The sequence below is a fragment of the Sphingobium terrigena genome, from assembly GCF_003591655.1.
Lineage (GTDB): Bacteria > Pseudomonadota > Alphaproteobacteria > Sphingomonadales > Sphingomonadaceae > Sphingobium > Sphingobium terrigena.
This window is the reverse complement of record NZ_QVRA01000002.1, coordinates 299,245-317,529: the sequence shown is the minus strand read 5'-3', so window position 1 is coordinate 317,529 and position 18,285 is coordinate 299,245. Positions and strand designations below refer to the sequence as shown.

The window sequence follows — 18,285 nt, the reverse complement described above, 5'->3', positions numbered from 1 at the left end:
GCTGGTTCTTGACGGCAACCGTCAGAAAAACTCCTCAGGCACCGGGAAAACGAAATCCTGTTCCGTCAAACTGGACATGCTCACGCCATTCAGGATCAGCGACTGGCCGGGGAGGAAGGTGAATACGGTATTGGCACCGACTTGGGCTCCCACAGCCATGACCTCCTCGAAGGTATCGAAAGGCTCGCCCAGGTTGATGAAGAGTGCATCGCCTGAGCTTGCTCCAGGTACGAAGTCCATGATGCGCTCAACATCATGCCCCCATTCGAAAAGAAAGATGTCGGAATCCGCGCCGCCATAAAGCGTGTCATTCCCTGCAAAGCCTCCAAGCCAGTCGTTACCAGCCCCACCTTCGATGCGGTTGTTATTGTCGTCGCCGTACAGATAGTCCCGCGCGGATCCGCCGACCAGATTTTCGAAATTGACGAAGCTGTCGCCAGCAGCTTCGAAATAGCCAAAATTGGCCCCCATGCTGATGTAGACGCTTTCGGTCGATCCGGCATAGCTGAGCGTATCGATGCCTGCACCGCCGTCCATGACGTCCGTACCTGCGCCTCCGATGATGGTATCATTGCCATCGCCGCCTGATAATGTGTCGATGCCTGCGCCGCCGTTCAGGACGTTGGCGCCGCTATCGCCCGTCAGCGTATCTGCAAAAGCCGTACCCTTCACGCGCTCGAAACCTGTGAATGTGTCGCCGTTCGCGTCACCGCCGGATCCGGTCTGTGTCGCCAGGTTCACGATAACGCCTGCGCTGGAACCGGTATAATCCAGCGTATCGTTGCCCAGACCACCGTTCATTATGTCTGCGCCGGCGCCGCCCCTGATGATATCGGCGCCGTCCAAGCCGTTGATGACATCGTTTCCGGCGCGCCCGAAAAGCCAGTTGTCGCCATTGGTGCCCGTGAGTGCATCCGCAAAATTGCTGCCTTCGGCCCGGCTGATACTGATCAACGTGTCGCCCTGCGCATCACCGCCGGACACGCTTTGGGTCAGCAAGTTTATGGTGACGCCAGCCAGCGATGTGTCATAGGTAACGCCGTCTTCGCCTGCATCCCCTTCCAGTCGGTCCGCACCTGCTCCGCCAGCCAGCCAGTCATCGCCGTCGCCGCCGCGCAATATATCATTGCCCGCGCCGCCGGTTAGTCTGTTGCCGCCCGCGTCGCCTGTCAGCACATCATCAAATGCGCTGCCAGTCAGTCCTTCAATCGACAAGAATGTGTCCCCGTTGGCCTCGCCGCGCGTGCCGGTGTTGGTCAACAGGTTGGCAGTGACACCGCTCGTCGCGTTGGCATAGCTGGCAATGTCGATCCCGTCTCCGCCATTGAGCGTGTCAGCACCCGCACCACCTTCCAGCCTGTCGTTGCCAGCCATGCCCATCAGCGTGTCGTTGCCGACCATACCCAAAAAATTGTCGGTCTGGCTGTTCCCCCACATGGTATTGGCAAGTGAATTACCGATGCCAGTGAAGATCGCAAGATTACCGATATTCGTCATATTCTCGACATTCGCGCCCAAAATATAGGTCGCGACCCCCAGGATACGGGCTTCATCCACGCCCTGACCGGCAAGTTCGACGATGCCATCGTCGGCGCGGTCGATCACATATTGGTCGTTGCCCAGGCCGCCTTCCATCACATCCTTGCCAGTGCCGCCGTCCAAAGAATCGTTGCCGTTTCCACCTTTCAGCGTGTCATTGCCTTCATTGCCGTAGAGGCGATCATTGCCGCCGCGACCTTCCAGAATATTGACGGCAGAATTACCATAGATATCGTTATTCTGTTCGTTACCGAAACCGTTGCGTGCGTCTCCCACCAGCGAGAGGGCCTCGACATGCGGTGAGAGCGTGTAGTTCACGCTCGCGATGACATAGTCGGAAGCGCCACCGTTCGATGTTTCGACGACGACATCGCTAGCCGAATCGACCATATACTCATCGTCGCCGATGCCGCCGGTCATGATGTCGTTGCCAGCGCCGCCGCGGAGTTGGTCGTTGCCGTCACCACCCTCCAATATGTCGTCGCCGTCTCCGCTATCCAGATAGTCGTCGCCGGCATAGCCGCGCAGCACGTCCGCGCCGTAGCCGGACAGGATGATCTCTGAAGCGGTCGTGCCCAAAATCACCTTGTCCGTACGCGCCATACCGGCGTTCAGGATGTGCAGGGTCATGGATATGTTGACGCCGCTAAAGTCGTTTTGCGCGTAAAAGGTGAGTGTGCCGTCGGACACATCCTCGCCCGAAGGGAAGCCCATGTAGATGATTACTGTCTCGGACGACGGAGCGCCCCAATTACCCGTACCGCCACCACCAAACTGGTCGCTGAAAGAATAATTCCAGCTGGTGCTGTAAAATTGCTCGCCCGTCTCAGGATCATCATATCCTGGAATATCGTAATTTACCGCGATTTCGAATGTGTTGGATTCACGGTCCAGATACAGTCCATAGCCGATACTGCTCATCGTCCTGCTCCCACTACCATATATACCGCGGCTATATTCCTCCCAGAACATTACGGCAAGTATATGGGCAGTGATGTCGCAATAATCTGTGCTGGTCTTGATCTGTCATGCCGACGAGTATCCCTTGCTCAGGTCGAAGCGATATTGGCCGAACATGAAGCCTTACCAGCCATCATCCTGCATCCGCAGATTGTCACGGAATACCGCCGCCAAGTCGACCTGCTCGACCGCGCCATCGCCCAGGGTGAAACGTCAAAGCTGGAGGCCAGAGCGTCAGGCAGCGAATTTATGATCGGTGCAGAAAGCGAATGGCGCGCCCAGCGTGTAAAACACCTGTAAACGAGCCAACATGGTAGCTGCTAAGTGGTTGAAAAATGGTAGCGGAGGAGTCGCTAAAAGTATCGTGTCATGCGGGTTCATGGCGTCCGTAAGCACATTGTAACATCGGTGATTTTTGTTGTAGCCTGTTCGCGGTCGGTCGCCCTGATTTGTCTGAACCCGCATCAAAATGTGGGAACAACAGTGGGATCATTTTTTGCTACGAAATGTGGGACCAGTTTGTGGGAACACAGGCGGAAAATTCCCTAATAGGGAACCGAACCTGATGGCACTAACAACTTTGAAAGTTAAGAACGCGAAACCCGGTCGCCATACCGATAGTCGTGGCCTTTGCCTGCTCGTGAAGGACAGCGGGGCGCGGACATGGGTTCTGCGAATGCAGAGACACGGCCAACGCCGTGACTATGGGCTGGGATCAGCGTTGGACGTATCGCTAGCCGAGGCGCGCGAAGCAGCAGCAGCACTACGTCGCCGAGTCCGAGAGGGCTTTGATCCAGTCGCCGAGCGGCGGAAGGCGCGAAAGATCGTGCCCAACTTCGAAGCCGCGACTCGGACTTGCCACGAGACGTTACGCGAAGGCTGGAATGGCGGGCACCATGCGAAGTGGCTCGCTAGCTTCGAAAAGCATCTGTTCCCGAAGATCGGCAAGAAGCCGGTAGATCAAGTAGATAGCGCCTGCGTGGTCGAGGCGCTCGCGCCGATCTGGCTCGAAATTCCGGAAACTGCCCGCCGCATTTTGCAGCGCATAAGCGTTGTTTTGGATTTTGCGCACGTCAAAGGCTGGGTGCCGGGGGAAGTGTCGCTGCGTTCCGTTCGCAAAGGGCTTCCGCGCCAGAACGACAAGCGCGGTCATATGGAGGCCATGCCCTATGCCGATGTTCCAGCGCTTATGCAGAAGCTGGCGGTGGCAGCGCCGACAACGGGCCGGGACGCGCTGCGCTTTACCATCTACAATGCCGTGCGCTCCAACGAGACGCGCTTTGCCGTCTGGACAGAGTTTGACTTGGACAAGGGCATTTGGACCATTCCAGGCGAACGGATGAAGGCACGGGAAACCCATATCGTGCCATTGTCCGCGCCTGCTGTAGCGTTGCTACGCAAACGGTGGAACGAGCGCACCAGCGACACTGGGCTTGTGTTCTCTCATAATGGCGAGAAGCCTATCAGCGATGTAACTATGACCAAGCTGTTGCGAGATGATGGAATCGCAGGAATTACGGTCCATGGCTTTCGTTCATCCTTTACCGATTGGGCAGCCGAACGGACGCGCTTCCCGAAGGAGGTTGCCGACAAGGTGCTAGCGCACAAGCTGCCCAACAAGGTTGAAGCCGCCTATCGCCGCACCGACTTTTTCGACAAGCGGCGCAGCCTCATGGCGCGTTGGGCCGAATATCTCGACCGCACAGAGACACAGAACGTCAAGGGGTCGGACGCCACTGCAACGGCGTCCGACCCTACAGCGCCCCGCGTTGCCGCCTGACCAAATCGTGCAGGCTGGCGGTGGTGATACGGGTTGCCTTGCCGAGCTTCACCGTTTCGACCTCGCCAGCCGCGATCAGTTCATAGAGCTTGGTGCGACCGACGCTGATCATGCGCGCCGCTTCATTGACGCGGACGCAGATCGGATCGGGGGGCTGGAGCGCGGTCATTGGACGTGGCTCCTAGCCCGTTCCTCGCGATAGCTGACAGGATCGGCCATCCAGCGTTCGACGGACGACTCCCGCCAGCCCGCGCCGTGAACGCTGATCCTGATTTGCGCGGGAAATGTCCCGTCCGCAATCTTGCGGTAAAGGGTGGAACGGGAAAGCCCGGTGCGGGCCAGAACGGTCTTCAATCGAATGATACGATCAGTGTTGGACATCGACTTATTCCATACATGCGCCAGTTATGCCTTTCCCCCATGAGAGTTGAACAGTACGCATCCGATAGCAGACGCAGTGGAGCTGAGGGTCAAGATGTGAGATTATCGGCAGCGCCGCGAGGAGCTGCCTATGGAAGAGTGGGATATAGACACCGACCGGATTGATGAGGCGGTCCTGGCTCTGATGTTTTTGACGCTGCACGACCTGGATCGGATGTCAGGGACCTGTCGAGCCTGGAAGTCCTTTGATTGGGGCGCACTGGGACGCTTGTACGAGCAAGGATTGATCCACAATCCCGTGGGCAAGGCGAAGTCGGTAGTGTTGACCTCAGCCGGCCGTGAGCGCTGCGAGCAGCTATTTCAGGGACTGTTCTGCGCAAGCCGCAAGCCCTCAGTCTAACAGTTCAGGCGGCGAGTTCCTCGGCGGCCTGCTGCTGAGCAGCTTTCCAATGCCAAGGCAGGAGTTCGTGAAGGTGGTTCTGTGGGATGTCGGCGACCCGGGCGAGGACGTCGGTGAACCAGGCGAGCGGATCGACGTCGTTGAGCCGAGCCGTGCCGAACAGGCTGAACATCATCGCCGCACGCTGGCCGCCACGGTCTGAGCCCACGAACAGCCATGCTTTCCTTCCTCGAGCAACGCTGCGCAGTTGGCGCTCCGCGGCGTTGTTTGAGAGACATATCCGGCCATCGGCGAGGAATGTGGTGAAGCCCGCCCAGTCGTTCTGAAGGTAGGCGATGGCCTTGGCCACGGCATCGTGACGAGAGAGCTTGCTGCGCGTCTCGTGCATCCATGCCTCCAGTTCGGCAACGATCGGAGCGGACAGCTCCTGGCGAACGGCCAGGCGCTCGGCGGCAGGCTTGCCGTTGATGCCGCGCTCGATGGCAAAGAGCCGATCGATGATCTCGAGCGCCTCGGTCGCCAGCGGCGAGATGAGCGGCGCGGTGCCCTTTTTCTTTCGCTTGAGCTGCTGCCGGATGTCGACGAGCTTGAAGAATTCCCGGCGTGCATGAACCCAGCAATTTGCGCGCGTCATGGGCTTATCGGCCCAGCCTTCCTCGAACAGGGCATTGAAGCCGGCATACCTGTCGACCTGGAGAATACCGGTATAGCCGGCCAGGTGGGCGCGGGGATGCTCGCCCCTGCGATCGCTGGAGTAGTAGCACAGTGCCACTGGCGGGGCCGGGCCGCCGAACGGGCGATCGTCGCGCACATAGTCCCATATCCGCGCCACGCTGGTTTTCAGCTTGGCCAGAAGTGGAACGGTGGTGTCGTCTGCATGCAGGCGGTCAGCGGCAAGCCCGTGCGCCTCCAGCAGCAGGAACAGGGGTTTCACCGCCACGCAGATCGCGCCGATCTGATCCGCGAGCGTCGAGAGGCTCAAGGGGATGCCCTCGGCCTCGAGCCGGTCACGCTGGCTGTTGAGAGGCTGGTGCAGACCGTACTTCTGGAAGGCGAGGTTTGCCAGGAAGTGCGGCCCGAACATCCCGCGCGGCGTCACGTGGAAGGGCGCTGGTGGCTGGCTGATCTTCTCGCACTTACGGCACGAGACCTTCTCCCGGACCGTCTGGATCACCTTGTGGCGGGCCGGTATTCTCTCGAGCGTTTCGGTGATCACCGGGGGCAGATGGCTAAGATCGTCCGAGCCGCAGCACGGGCAAAGCTCTGGCGCTGGGATGACGACCTTCTCGCGCGGAACGTCGGCCGGGAAGTCGCGGCGCGTGGACCGCTTGCGGGTGAACGCTGCGACCGCGGTGGTCTTGTCGGCCGCAATTTGGCCGAGCAGTTCGGCCTCGCTGGCATTGGCCTCGAGTTCCTCGAAGGTCAGTTCGAGCTGACCCAGCAGGCGCCGGCTGCGCTCGGAGCTCGCGCCGTATTTGTCGCGGCGCATTGTCTCGTTCATCAGCTCGAGGTGGGCGTTGCGGGCCAGCAGATCAGCGTTGATTGCCCAGACTTTGGCAACCCGTGCTTCGGCCTCGAGCAATCTGGCCTGGGCCTGTTCCTGAACGATGGCGACCTCAGCCTCGGCCTTATCGGCCCGTTCCTGAACGACCGCAAACTGAGCGCGAAGCTGGATGAGATCGTCGGACGGGTCGCTTGCAGGCATGCTTTTCTATAGCACGAACCTGCCGCAAACCCCAGGATTTAAGCCAGTTTTCCCGCGTATTTTGTCTCACCAATGCGCCCGGACAGGCGGGATTTCTCGCACCTTGATTGACGCGGTGGATCAGCCAACCTGGGTCGGGCGCCAGGTCTCCCGGGGGTTACGCCAGTCTATACCCTCGAGCAGGCAGGCCATCGCCGATGCCGAGATGGCCACCGTTCCGTCCTTTGCGGCGGGCCAGACAAAACGTCCTCTTTCCAAACGCTTCGCGAATAATGACATCCCGAGGCCGTCATGCCACAGGATTTTGCACAGCGATCCGCTCCGGCCCCGAAAGACATACAGGTCGCCAGCATGGACGTCCTTGTTCAAGGCCTCCTGAACCTGCAACGCGAGCGACCGCATCCCCTTGCGCATGTCAGTGTGGCCTAACGCGAGCCAGACTTTGCCTCCGCTCGGAACCGGGATCATCGGATCAGCGCCTTCAGAACAGCGGCAGCCACGCCGGGCGGCGCCGATGCGTAGATATTCACACGCCGCCCGCCAGGCAGATCCACCACGACAGCTGGCGGCGAAGGTGCCTGCTTGCTGCCTCCGTCATCAAGCACGACTGCTTCGACGAAGCCGACCTGCGCCGCAGTTGAAGAGCCCGCCACGCCAGACGCTTGGCACGCTTTGCGGCGCCAGGTGTAAATCAGCGCCGTCGATACATCATGCTGGCGAGCTACACGCGCCACGCAGGCGCCAGGAGAAAAGGCCTCGGACAGAATCTTCGCCCGCTCGTCATCATGCCAGCGCCGCCGACGCTCAGGCCCGCCGAAAACCGTGATCTGACCCACAAAAACCGCTCCTACGACCGCGCTCAAGAGCGACCTTAAGAGCGGTCTGTCACGTCCCGGGCAAGGCGACGCTCAACGGATGCGTACGTTGAACAATGCGGGCCGTCCCTCTGCCCGCAAGGGGCAATCGGCGCGCATAGGGCTATGGCGGGCCTACGGCGGCAAATGTCGAGGATCGGCGGAGATTTCGCGCATGTGGCGGCAATAGCGGATCATCGGTGGCCCCAGACGGCAAGCGGCGGTCGCCTTTTGCCGGGATTGGGCAGGGCAGTGCCTTGCAAGGGCCAGCAGCGGGCGCTTAGCCCTCGAAATGATAGCAATCGACCTGTTCGAGTCGCACGCCATGGCGGACCTCTTGTTGACGACCCGCCAAGCCGTCTTGTGCTATGCCTCCGGGACGTATGCTGTCTCGCTTTCTGCTGTCGCGCAAGGGGATAGGCAGTAGAGTTCCGGAAGTAGGCACTACACTGCCGCTTTCGGCATTTCAGTGCCGATTTGCACATTGTAGTGGCACTTGCACCAAAGGACTCTGCGGTTTCCCGATGGCCATTGTCATGCGATTGAATTACATGTGAGCCGAAGGAGTGATCCCATGGCCAACAACGCGCTTATTCAGACCCGAATCGATTCGGACGTGAAGGACCGTGCCTCCGCCGTGTTTGAGCGGATGGGGCTCACGGTATCAGACGCCGTGCGCATCCTTCTGACCCGCACCGCGCGGGAGGGCGTTGCCCCCATGGAACTGCTGGTAGAGCGGCAAGCCTATGACCAGTGGTTCCGGGCGCGAGTGCAGGAGGCGCTGGACGATGATCGGCCCGACATTGACGACGCCGAGGTTTCTGCGCGATTTGCTGAGCTTCGCGCGAACGCGCGAAAGGGCATCAAGCCGGTGCAATGAAACTCGCTTGGTCCAATCGGGCGACGACTGATCGTCTGGCGATATTCATTTGGATTGCCGAGGATAATCCGCAGGCCGCCGCCGATGTGGATGATCGGATCGAGGCAGCAGCCCGGCGCCTCAAAGATTTCCCGAATAGCGGGCGTCCGGGTCGGATCGAAGGCACGCGCGAATTGGTGATCGCGCGCACGCCCTATATCGCACCTTACCAGATCATCGGGGATACCGTGCGCGTCCTTCGCGTAATCCATGGCGCACGCATGTGGCCCCACGACATGCCGCAGTAAGCTGCCAGATACCCACCGTCGGTGCACGATGGCCGGTAGGCGAATGGCGGGTTTGGAGCATCGACGCTGGGGTAGCTGCCGTTCGGCCGGCGGCGGTTTCAATCGCAATTACTCTGCTTCTACCGGGTTCAACGAGTTTGGAACTGCGGGCGAAACCACTGAAACAGATAGTAAGCCCATGCGCTCTAGACTCCCGTCCACCAACTCAATTTCAGCCAAGAGCTTATCAATATCACTTTTCTCATCGCTGAAAGGATCGCGGATCGTTCTCATCGAGACGCTGCTGGATTTGTGGACAAGATCGCCACGCTTCCTCCCCGTCTGATCTGATTGTATTAAAAAAGTTGGCGAGAAGTTATCTTTCATCATGCCAAGTGGGCAGAGCAAATTAGCCAAATTTGCGCTCTTTATTCCGTTGTTACCATCAATCGCTTCTTTTTGCTTTGCTATCGCGTATTCAATTAACTTTGCAAGATCGGCATTAGCCGATGGTTGCGAAGGATTTTCAGGTATCGCGACTCTCTCCGTTCTCCTGAACGCAAGAAGCGATGCGATAACTCGATCAATCGAATTGCTACTGTGCCACCTGTACTCCGCTTCTCGGAGTATCCGGCGCGCTACTTTTTCCCAGTAGACTTGGATTTCAGCATGTGAAAAAATCACATAGGCTTGACACTTCAGAAGCTCCTCAGTTGAGTAGGGGTCTACAACCTTCACCTCAAAGTTTAAAAGATCGCCTTCAAGCTCGGAAATCGACTGTGTTAACGATCGATATTCTATCGATGCCATGGGTTAACCCGTAAATTTCTTACTGCTCGTATCGACTCCCGATAGAGCCTGTACGGCATCACCCCAGCGATTAAACCTAATTCGGTTTGCTTCAATTGATTTTGTGGTCGTTTCCAATGATGAGCGAAAATCGTCTTGATCGCACAACTTCACAAATGCGTCGGTTATATCCTTTTCTTTTCCTGCAAGTGCCTGTCGGATGGTTTGATCCGAAAAATAGTGCAGCATGATATCGAAAACCGCGCGATTCTTTTTGCTTTCAAATTCTTTGCCATTCCATTTTCGAAGATAGAACTTATCTCCAAAAGCATTCCGGGTAAATTCAAGCGCATTTTCGAATTCGGTCACTTGCGTGCGTAATTCGACCTCTCTCGTAGGCCAATCATCATTAAGAGCTTCGGTCGTTCTATCGAGAAACACCTTAAGGTTGCCAGCATATGTATCAATGAAGTTACTATATGCCAAGAACCGGAGTAATATTTCGGCATCACGCATACGAAAATCCGGCTCCTTCAGTTTCAACGTGGCGCGCAATTCTTGCGACGCTGCAGACGCTTCGTTGACGAAGGTAGAGAATGGACCGGGATGTAATGCTTGTCGTAGCTCTTGGGGCGAGAGTTGTACAGAACCCGTATTGATACGTAAGAAAACTTCGTACAGGTATTCTTCCTGATCTGCATTTCTGATGATGATCGTTCTAATACTGCTGTTTTCAAACGCGGCTCGATCATCATCTAGACCTAAATCTTGCTGCATGTCAGCATAGGTTTTGCCGTTGAGATTTTTTAGCTTTTGAAGGCCGCGTAGCTTCAACGGGGTGAAGCCCGTGTTGGGCTTAGTCGAACCAAAACGGCGCAATGCTAGCAATCTTTGCTTACCGTCAATGACGATGAAAGAACCCCGCTTCTTCCGATTTTCAGCCAAGATAAGTTGGGGGATGGGCAGACCCAACGCTAACGATTCGATAAAAAGGCTCTGCTTTTTCTCGTCCCACGCGGAACGGCGCTGGAAGCTAGGATCAAGATCGATATTTTGCTTATCTAGCTGCGAAATCACCGTTTCCGTCGTCCAATCAGTCGACCAAAGAACGGCACCACGCGACCAATCTCCGGAGACCTCTAAATCTTGAAGTTCCTCTTCAAGATTTTCTTCAATCAGTACGTCATCAGACATAACAAACCCTCTCGATCCGAAGCCGATATACGGCAGTGGCTCGGCCAATCAACTAACATGGCAATTGCCGGCCAGAGGGGATTGCATGTCGATGCCCGCAGGTTGGGATCAAATTGCATGAACCTGCGGAGGGCTCGGCAGCTAATCCTGTCGCATTGGATAACGGAGCCTCACCGAGAGGCATCTGTCAGGAAACGAAATTCGGCCGCTGCATGGCAACAAGTGGCGCATTGCCGGCTGTCAGAGATTTTTGGCTATAAACCTCAGACGTTCGCGGTGGTCCATAAATCTCTGCAACGGAACTGACCATTACCTGGTGTCCGACAATCACCGTTTCGGGTTTTTGTGAGGGTGGAATGACACCTAGCCAGCCTTACCCTGCTCGTTCTCGCGGCGTTCGACCTCGCGCTCCAGCACTTCCCGAATAAAGGCTGCGCGGCGCTGCCGCCCCACCAACTTGTCAATCCGTTCGCCGAGACCTTCGGGCAGTCGGATGTTCGTCGATTTCACGTTGAGCGGTGGCCTTCCCATGCTTGTGTCGTAACCGTGCTTGGCACCTGTTCAATCAGAACCAGAATAACCGGCACCGGTTATTGAACATTGCCTCCCTTTTATGTTATAAGCGGCGCCGCTTAGGGCCGCGAATGCCTCTTGATGCGTTCGTGACAGTAAAATGAGGAAGGTAGGCCGATGACCTTATCCGATTCTCTCTCGGGTGATTCGAAGATCGCCACGTCGCGCCGCGCACTGCTGCGCGCACTGACCATCGCGCTGGTTGCCGCATCGGCAATTGCCTCGCCCTGGGGTGGCGCACTGGGGGCGCTTCACCAACGCTACGAAGACGAACCCGCGAAGCTTGTGCGGACGAAAGATGGCCGGAGCATAAGCCGCTTCCGCTATCACAATGCGGAACGCTGGATGACCACGCTGGAAGCGGATTTCCCCACCGAGCCGCGATTTGCAAGGGAAGCGCTGCATCAGGCCGGTTTCGTGACCCAGCAGGCCCTGTGCGCCTACCTGCTGGACGTGGGCTTTGCCGATACGTGGAACGCTAGCCACATCAAGCAGGACATCGCCAAAGCGCTGGCCTACGCCAATGCCTGCGGCTTTGGTCATGATTGCCCCGACATGGCGCGGCTGGCGGCGGTTCTCTCGCCCTATTGGAAATGGGGCTATCACTATCATGATTGGGAGGAAGACCGCCCTCGCACGGGCGGGTTTATTCCCGCCACGATTACGCCCCTTGTGCGTGCCTTGGTGGATCGCGTGCATGATGTCACCGGCCACTCTCGCCCGAGGGGTTGCCAGCGCCGCCCACAGGAGGCGCGGTCATGATGCTGCGCACCGATGCCGACCATCTGCCCGCACCAATCACGGATGAGCTTCTCCACGTCACCACGATCCTGTTCGAGGCCTTCGAGGAGACGACCAAAGGCCGATGTTCTGAACATTTCCGGGCGGGCCGCATCCTTACCCTAATCCTGCACGGTCCTCATGCCGAGAAAGATTGGGAAGATGTTGCGCCGGGGGAAGCGTTCCGCCTGCTGGCGCTCGTCAACTATCCCCGCCTTGCCCGGAGCGAACGCGACTGGCGGCTGGTGCGCGACCGGCTGCGACGCGCATGGGAGCATGGCGAAATTACCCGCCCGGTGCGGCTGAGCGTGGAAAGCCTTGAGCGGATCAACGGCGCGCTTGTCGATGGCGTCCCGCATTTTGTCACCATCGCCGAGCAGGGTATCGCGCTATACCAGATGGAAGGCTTGCGGTTGAAAGAGCCGCGTCACTTGCCGGTGCGGGAACGGGCGATCCGGGGTGTGGCTGAGTTTATCCGGTGGCATAAGCGCGGAACCGGATTTCAAGCGGGCGCGGCTTTCTATCGGGACCGGGGCGATGCGCCGATGGCGGCGCTGATGCTGCATCAGGCGTGCGAGCATTTCTATCTGTGCGTATTGCGGTCGATCAGCCTCCACGCCCCGCGCACCCATGCGCTGGATGAACTGCGCGAGGCGGCGGAAGCGCTGGACCCGCGTCTGTGTTCGGCATGGCCGCGCGACAGCCGGTTTGAGCGGCGCGCGTTTGGCTGCATTCGCCGCGCCTATGTCGAAGCACGCTATGGGCGATCCTACCGCATTTCGGGTGAGGAACTGGCATGGGCGTTCGACCGGGTGGAGATATTGCAGGAACGGGCAGCGTGCGCCGTCGCGGATTATCAGGCGTCGCTTGCCGCAAGCCTGCCAGTGCTGATGCTTCCGCCACCCGGCGAGCCGACAACTGCGATAGCCTTTTCCCAGCCTCCTCGCCGTGCAAACATGCTGCAACGGACATGGCGGATCGTGCGACGTGCCGCCCCGCCGCAGGGCCGATGGAATCCGCTCATTCCGCTCCGACGGTTCTGGCGCTCCGACAGGTTCATGGGCTGGGTTGACCATCTGCCCTTGGCGATTGTCTGCCTGTCCTTCTTCATGGCGGGTGCCGAGGCAACGCTATGGCGGGTGAAGTCCGCGCAGCCTGTCCGTTCCGAACCCGCCGACCTGTCCGCCGTGCTCGACTTCGACGTGCGCGCGGACACGGTGCTTGGCGCTGTCATGGACGTTGCGCAGAGGGCGGGCTACCGGGTCAAGGCCAATGAAGATATTTGGACCGTGCGGTGGACCGGAGCCTATCGCGCCAAGGCGACGACCTTCGACGCGCTGGCGGACATTCTCTATGGCTCCGGCCTGTGCCCTGCGATCCGAGAAAACTTCATCACCGTGCGCTATTGCGACAAGAGCAGCCCACCAATAGCGGCGATGGTCGAGTATCAGGCGGAACCCGACAGCAATGTGCGCTTGTCAGTTTCGCGCTAACCGCCGTCCTGTTCCGCTTCGAAGGCCCGCTTGCCCTTGCGCTTCCAGAGGGCAAGCGCGTTGGCGCGTTCCTCCCCGCGCAGTCTGTCGGCAACGGTGAGGAATGCGCCGTAGAGCGTGGCGCGGTCATCGTCGGTCAGATCGACCAGCCCGGCCTTGACGACGAGGCCGCCCAATTCGATCAGGTGCCGGGTGCGTTCACGCCGAGCAATGGCCCAGTCCCGCATGTCGGTTCGCGCCTTCCGAGCCTCAAGCCGATGCCGCGCCGCCGTCGAGCGGGCGAGTGCCGCTTTGCTGGTCAGAAGGTCCGCTCGCAGGCTTGCCGCCTTTGCCGAGAAAGAACGCCGTGCCCGCCTTGCGCCATCCCTCCTTTGTCGCTGCGTCCTTCACCGTAGCGGCATGGAGCAGCGCCCCGGCCAGTATATCGGCATCAAGTGCGTCGGCCCCGGTCGCCGTCACCAGTTCGCCAAGCTGGCGCACGCGCCGTTCCCTGAGCGCCTTGGCCTTGTCAGCCAGGGCTTTGAGTTCCGAATCAAAATCGCGGGGTTTGCGCATCGCAAAGTCTCCATTGAGTGACGATGACGCTATGATAAGATGATCGCTCCGCAAGCGCAGTAGAGTCGCCGGGACAGCCTGACACGGCCTAGTCCCGACCGAGAAATTTTCGAGAAGGGCGCGCTTATACGTCGTTCCGACGTGCGCTTGAGCATAGTAGATGGACGATCGTCATGGCGATCTTCCATTTCTCCGTTCAGGTCATTAGTCGCGCGGCGGGCCGCTCCGCCGTCTCCGCCGCCGCCTATCGTGCGGGCGAACGCCTGCACGACGAGCGCCTGGATCGCGACCATGATTTCCGCGCCCGCTCCGGCGTCGAGCATAGCGAAAACATGTTACCCGAAGGCACGCCGGAACAATGGCACGACCGCGAACGCCTCTGGAACGATGTCGAGGCGTTCGAGAAGCGCAAGGACGCCCAGCTTGCCCGCGAGGTCGAGTTCGCCATTCCGCGCGAAATGACCAAGGCGCAGGGCATCGAACTGGCCCGCGATTTCGTGTCCGCGCAGTTTGTCGATCACGGCATGATCGCCGACCTCAATGTGCATTGGGATATCGGCGCGGACGGCCAGCCCAAACCGCACGCCCACGTCATGCTCACTATGCGGGAGGTTGTGCAGCGCGAAGATGGCACCGGTGGGTTCGGGGCAAAGGTGCGCGAATGGAACGATCATGAGAATGTCGAGCGCTGGCGCGAACGCTGGGAGACCCACGTCAACACGCGCCTTGCCGAACTCGACATCGACGCGCGCATCGATCGCCGCAGCCTTGCCGATCAGGGCATAGACCTCGAACCGCAAAGCAAGATCGGCGGCCCCGCGCATCGGATGGATGGCCAGGGGTTGGAAGCCGACCGCGCCGAGATGCACCGCGAGATCGCGCGGGAGAATGGCGAACGCATCATCGCCGATCCCGGCATCGCCCTTAACGCCATTACTCACCAACAGGCGACATTCACCAACCGCGACATGGCGATGTTCATTCATCGGCACAGCGATGGGCAGGAGCAGTTCAACGCGGCCATGCGCGCGGTGCGTGCTTCGCCGGACCTGATCGCGCTGGGCAAGGACGGGCGCGGCGACGATCGGTTCACCTCGCGCGAGATGATCGAGACCGAACAGCGGATGAGCCGCGCCGCTGACCGGCTTGCGATGGACCGGAGCGATGGTCTCTCGGCGGCGGCGACCTACGCCAGTCGCGCCGCCGAGAGTGGTGGCCTTGCTCTGGGAGCAGAGCAGGAAGCCGCGCTGCGCCATATAACGGGCGAGCGTGGATTGTCACTGGTGCTGGGTTATGCCGGGACCGGCAAAAGCGCTATGTTGGGCGTGGCGCGCGACGTGTGGGAAAGTGCGGGCCTCAACGTGCGCGGCGCGGCGCTTGCGGGCATCGCCGCCGAGGGGCTGGAGAATGGCTCCGGCATCGCGTCGCGCACCATCGCCAGCATGGAGCATAGCTGGGCGCAGGGCCGCGATTTGCTCAATGCCCGTGACGTGTTGGTGATCGACGAGGCGGGCATGGTCGGCACGCGGCAGATGGAGCGCGTGCTGTCCCATGCCGCCGATGTTGGGGCAAAGGTCGTCCTTGTCGGCGATCCGCAACAATTGCAGTCGATCGAAGCGGGCGCGGCGTTCCGCGCGATCCATGAGCGCCATGGCGGCGTCGAGATCACGCAGGTTCGCCGCCAGCATGAAGGATGGCAGCAGGATGCGACCCGGCATCTGGCCACCGGCCGGACGGGCGAGGCGATTGCCGCCTATGCCGACAACGGTATGGTGCATCAGGCCGAGGCGCGCGAGGATGCACGGCGCGAACTGGTCGAACGTTGGGATCGCGAACGGCAAGTAAATCCCGACGCCAGCCGCATCATCCTGACTCACACCAATGCGGAGGTGCGCGACCTCAACGAGGCTGCGCGCGCGGCGATGCGCAATGAGGGCGAATTAGGCGACGAGCGGCAGGTGAAGACCGAGGGAGGCGACCGCCTGTTCGCGTCGGGCGACCGCATCATGTTCCTGCGTAACGAACGCAGCCTGGAGGTGAAGAACGGCACGCTGGGCACCATCGAACATGTGAATGAGGCCCATATGTCCGTCCGAACCGATGACGGGCGTGTCGTGTCGTTCGACACCAAAGATTATCGCGACCTCGATCATGGCTATGCCGCTACCATCCACAAGGCGCAGGGCATGACCGTGGACAGGGCGCATCTGCTGGCGACGCCGGGGATGGATCGGCATGGGGCCTATGTCGGCATGTCCCGCCATCGCGACGGCATGGCGCTCCATTATGGCCGCGATGATTTCCGCGATCAGTCCCGGCTTGTTCGCACGCTGTCGCGCGAGCGCGGTAAGGACATGGCCACCGATTACAGACAAGCCGACCCAGCAAGGGAATATGCCGAGCGGCGTGGCATTAGCTTTGGCGAGCGGGTCGCGGAGATCGTAAGGCCCATCGTCGAGAAAGCGCGCGGGATCTTCGACAATTTCCGGCCCAGTAACCCGACGCAGCAGGAACGCGACATATTTGCAGGCTTCCAGCCTAAAGCTGAACCGCCCGCGCAGGAGCGGGCCGTTCAGCGCCAGCCCGAATATGATGCACAGCCAATGCGCGCAGGCGGCGTGCGCGGTGCGGTAGAGCGCTATGCCAAGGCATGGCAAGCGATCCAGCAGACCCGCGCGCAGGGTCTGGACGCCATGCCCCACCAGCGCGAGGCGTTCGACAGGGCGCGGGATGCCTTGGACGCCATCCGCCCCGAAGGTTCTTCGGACCTGAACAGCGCGTTGCGCAGCAGCCCAGAGCTTGTCCGAGAGGCTGCAGAGGGGCGTGGCCAGGCTGCCGTGCGGGCGATGCAACTGGAAACCGAAATCCGCATGGACCCCTTCCAGCGGGCCGACCGGTTCGTGGAAGGGTGGCAGCAGTTGCAGCGCCATCATGCCGACCTTGTTCGCGACGGTAATTTTCGGGGCGCGAAAAGTGCCGCGCAACAGATGGCGGGCATGGCGAAAAGCCTTGAGCGCGACGCCCAGCTTGAATCGGTGCTGGGCCTGCGCAGTCGCGAACTTGGGCTTGAGATCGGCCAGCAGGCGGGCCGCAGCCTTTCCCATGACCTCGCATCCTCCATCCCCTTCGATCACGGACGCGACATCAGTCGCGGCATGAGCCGCTAACCCCAAGGAGACACGACATGGACGACGAACAAAGCCTTTTGAACGAATCGGAGCCGGAACCCCGGTCAAATGCCGCCGCCGACGCCTTCGCGCACCTCTCGGAGCGTGTGGCCGCTATGGAGGAGCGGTTGGACGGGCGTATGGCGGTGATGGCCCGTGCGCTTGAGCATATCGCCATCGAGAAGCAGAGCATGGAATTCCCGGACTATGGGCCGACACTCGCCCAGATGAACGGCTATCTTGCGAAGGTGGCGGGGCAGACGAAGACAATCATGGATGCACCCGCCATGCAGTTGACGCCGGAGAGCATGGCGGAGCGGATCGGCGAGGCGGCGATGGCGGCTCGCGAGACCGACCGGGTAACAATCAAGAAGTCGGTGGAATTGCATCATCAAGTCCAGGTGGATCAAATGCGCGCGATCGGCACCATTCGGACGAAAATGGAACAGCGCTGGCAGATGTTCTATTGTGGTGGAGGCGCGGCGCTGGTCATCTTGCTTTTGTGGCTGATCTATCCCGGTTGGGCGGCGAGCATCGGCCCGCAAAGCTGGCATTGGCCGGAGCGGGTTGCCCGTCGCACGCTAGGCGAGGCATCGCTATGGGATGCCGGTATTCGCCTCATGCGCGTCGGGAACCCGGACGGCTGGCAGGTGATTCTGGACGCCGCCGACCTGGCGCGGGAGAACCGCGATACCATTGCCGCATGCGAGAATGCGGCCGTCAAAAGCAAAAAGCCGGTTCGATGCACCATCAGCATTAGGAAGCATTGAGGTTCTGGGGAGCGTAGGACCGAACCGCGCCGTGACGAAACCCTCGGCAATTCCTCTTGTCGGACAGTTTTCCATTCCGACAACGATTGTCGCTCATCGGCGGACGAGTGGGGATTGAGCCATCTGTGAGGTCTGAATCGGCTTTGACCGCCTGGAAGTAAGGTGGATCAATCGCTAGCGGGGAGAAATGGCGACTTAA

General features: G+C 59.8%; 20 protein-coding genes. 9 read left to right on the top strand and 11 right to left on the bottom strand.

Annotated elements, in window-relative coordinates; genetic code table 11:
- Positions 1-21 precede the first annotated feature (21 nt).
- Positions 22-2,460, bottom strand: a complete 2,439-nt coding sequence (locus D0Z70_RS03505; protein WP_275402205.1) for a calcium-binding protein — start codon at positions 2,458-2,460, stop codon at positions 22-24.
- A gap of 63 nt (positions 2,461-2,523) precedes the next feature.
- On the opposite strand from D0Z70_RS03505, the gene D0Z70_RS03500 reads away from it, so the two are divergent.
- Together D0Z70_RS03500 and D0Z70_RS03495 are read left to right on the top strand one after the other, a co-directional pair.
- Positions 2,524-2,799 (top strand): hypothetical protein, encoded by a 276-nt coding sequence (locus D0Z70_RS03500; RefSeq protein WP_147418731.1) that lies wholly within the window; start codon positions 2,524-2,526, stop codon positions 2,797-2,799.
- A gap of 169 nt (positions 2,800-2,968) precedes the next feature.
- Complete coding sequence (locus tag D0Z70_RS03495) at positions 2,969-4,279, top strand: tyrosine-type recombinase/integrase (protein ID WP_239018795.1); 1,311 nt, start codon at positions 2,969-2,971, stop codon at positions 4,277-4,279.
- Here the strand turns inward: D0Z70_RS03495 and D0Z70_RS03490 are convergent.
- Together D0Z70_RS03490 and D0Z70_RS03485 are read right to left on the bottom strand one after the other, a co-directional pair.
- Positions 4,254-4,448, bottom strand: a complete 195-nt coding sequence (locus D0Z70_RS03490; RefSeq protein WP_119743987.1) for a helix-turn-helix domain-containing protein — start codon at positions 4,446-4,448, stop codon at positions 4,254-4,256. The two genes, D0Z70_RS03495 and D0Z70_RS03490, sit on opposite strands and share 26 nt — an antisense overlap.
- Positions 4,445-4,660, bottom strand: coding sequence for a helix-turn-helix transcriptional regulator (locus tag D0Z70_RS03485; RefSeq protein ID WP_119743986.1), 216 nt, complete (start codon positions 4,658-4,660; stop codon positions 4,445-4,447). The genes D0Z70_RS03490 and D0Z70_RS03485 overlap by 4 nt, the downstream gene beginning before the upstream one ends.
- A 130-nt stretch (positions 4,661-4,790) precedes the next feature.
- Here D0Z70_RS03485 and D0Z70_RS03480 point away from each other — a divergent pair, with 130 nt between their 5' ends.
- Positions 4,791-5,060, top strand: a complete 270-nt coding sequence (locus tag D0Z70_RS03480) for a DUF6429 family protein (protein WP_096064123.1) — start codon at positions 4,791-4,793, stop codon at positions 5,058-5,060.
- Positions 5,061-5,064: 4 nt separating this feature from the next.
- Here D0Z70_RS03480 and tnpC read toward each other — a convergent pair whose 3' ends face one another.
- The 3 genes from tnpC to tnpA all read right to left on the bottom strand — a co-directional run bounded on the left by tnpC (position 5,065) and on the right by tnpA (position 7,601).
- The gene (gene tnpC, locus D0Z70_RS03475; RefSeq protein WP_119743985.1) at positions 5,065-6,765 is read right to left on the bottom strand and encodes an IS66 family transposase; all 1,701 of its coding nucleotides are present in this window, start codon (positions 6,763-6,765) and stop codon (positions 5,065-5,067) included.
- A gap of 120 nt (positions 6,766-6,885) precedes the next feature.
- Positions 6,886-7,233, bottom strand: a complete 348-nt coding sequence (gene tnpB / locus D0Z70_RS03470) for an IS66 family insertion sequence element accessory protein TnpB (RefSeq protein ID WP_096064083.1) — start codon at positions 7,231-7,233, stop codon at positions 6,886-6,888.
- The gene (tnpA, locus tag D0Z70_RS03465) at positions 7,230-7,601 is read right to left on the bottom strand and encodes an IS66-like element accessory protein TnpA (RefSeq protein ID WP_096064084.1); all 372 of its coding nucleotides are present in this window, start codon (positions 7,599-7,601) and stop codon (positions 7,230-7,232) included. Before tnpA ends, tnpB begins: the two co-directional genes overlap by 4 nt.
- Positions 7,602-8,193: 592 nt before the next feature.
- Here tnpA and D0Z70_RS03460 point away from each other — a divergent pair.
- Together D0Z70_RS03460 and D0Z70_RS03455 are read left to right on the top strand one after the other, a co-directional pair.
- Positions 8,194-8,499, top strand: coding sequence for a type II toxin-antitoxin system RelB/DinJ family antitoxin (locus D0Z70_RS03460; protein ID WP_021316614.1), 306 nt, complete (start codon positions 8,194-8,196; stop codon positions 8,497-8,499).
- A complete protein-coding gene (locus tag D0Z70_RS03455; RefSeq protein ID WP_119743984.1) occupies positions 8,496-8,786 on the top strand; it encodes a type II toxin-antitoxin system RelE/ParE family toxin in 291 nt (96 codons plus the stop codon). The genes D0Z70_RS03460 and D0Z70_RS03455 overlap by 4 nt, the downstream gene beginning before the upstream one ends.
- 108 nt (positions 8,787-8,894) lie before the next feature.
- On the opposite strand, the gene D0Z70_RS03450 is transcribed toward D0Z70_RS03455, so the two are convergent.
- From D0Z70_RS03450 to D0Z70_RS24800, 3 genes are all read right to left on the bottom strand, one after another.
- Positions 8,895-9,575, bottom strand: a complete 681-nt coding sequence (locus D0Z70_RS03450; protein ID WP_119743983.1) for a hypothetical protein — start codon at positions 9,573-9,575, stop codon at positions 8,895-8,897.
- Between the two features lie 3 nt (positions 9,576-9,578).
- On the bottom strand, positions 9,579-10,796 hold the full coding sequence (locus tag D0Z70_RS03445; protein ID WP_239018793.1) for a DUF262 domain-containing protein: 1,218 nt from the start codon (positions 10,794-10,796) through the stop codon (positions 9,579-9,581).
- A gap of 315 nt (positions 10,797-11,111) precedes the next feature.
- On the bottom strand, positions 11,112-11,258 hold the full coding sequence (locus D0Z70_RS24800; protein ID WP_182913834.1) for a hypothetical protein: 147 nt from the start codon (positions 11,256-11,258) through the stop codon (positions 11,112-11,114).
- A 180-nt stretch (positions 11,259-11,438) separates the two neighbouring features.
- Between D0Z70_RS24800 and D0Z70_RS03440 the strand changes: the two genes are divergently transcribed.
- On the top strand, positions 11,439-12,083 hold the full coding sequence (locus D0Z70_RS03440) for a hypothetical protein (RefSeq protein WP_119743981.1): 645 nt from the start codon (positions 11,439-11,441) through the stop codon (positions 12,081-12,083).
- Complete coding sequence (locus D0Z70_RS03435) at positions 12,080-13,594, top strand: HEPN domain-containing protein (RefSeq protein WP_119743980.1); 1,515 nt, start codon at positions 12,080-12,082, stop codon at positions 13,592-13,594. The genes D0Z70_RS03440 and D0Z70_RS03435 overlap by 4 nt, the downstream gene beginning before the upstream one ends.
- Here the strand turns inward: D0Z70_RS03435 and D0Z70_RS03430 are convergent.
- Positions 13,591-13,821: a conjugal transfer protein TraD gene (locus D0Z70_RS03430; protein WP_119743979.1), complete on the bottom strand. Its 231-nt coding sequence runs from the start codon at positions 13,819-13,821 to the stop codon at positions 13,591-13,593. The genes D0Z70_RS03435 and D0Z70_RS03430 overlap by 4 nt on opposite strands.
- 22 nt (positions 13,822-13,843) lie before the next feature.
- On the bottom strand, positions 13,844-14,149 hold the full coding sequence (locus D0Z70_RS03425) for a conjugal transfer protein TraD (RefSeq protein WP_119743978.1): 306 nt from the start codon (positions 14,147-14,149) through the stop codon (positions 13,844-13,846).
- A gap of 173 nt (positions 14,150-14,322) precedes the next feature.
- On the opposite strand from D0Z70_RS03425, the gene traA reads away from it, so the two are divergent.
- Together traA and D0Z70_RS03415 are read left to right on the top strand one after the other, a co-directional pair.
- Positions 14,323-17,316 carry a Ti-type conjugative transfer relaxase TraA gene (traA, locus tag D0Z70_RS03420; protein WP_119743977.1) on the top strand — a complete coding sequence of 998 codons (2,994 nt, stop codon included), beginning with the start codon at positions 14,323-14,325 and terminating at the stop codon, positions 17,314-17,316.
- A 17-nt stretch (positions 17,317-17,333) separates the two neighbouring features.
- Positions 17,334-18,086, top strand: coding sequence for a DUF6118 family protein (locus D0Z70_RS03415; RefSeq protein ID WP_119743976.1), 753 nt, complete (start codon positions 17,334-17,336; stop codon positions 18,084-18,086).
- The last annotated feature ends 199 nt before the right edge of the window (positions 18,087-18,285 follow it).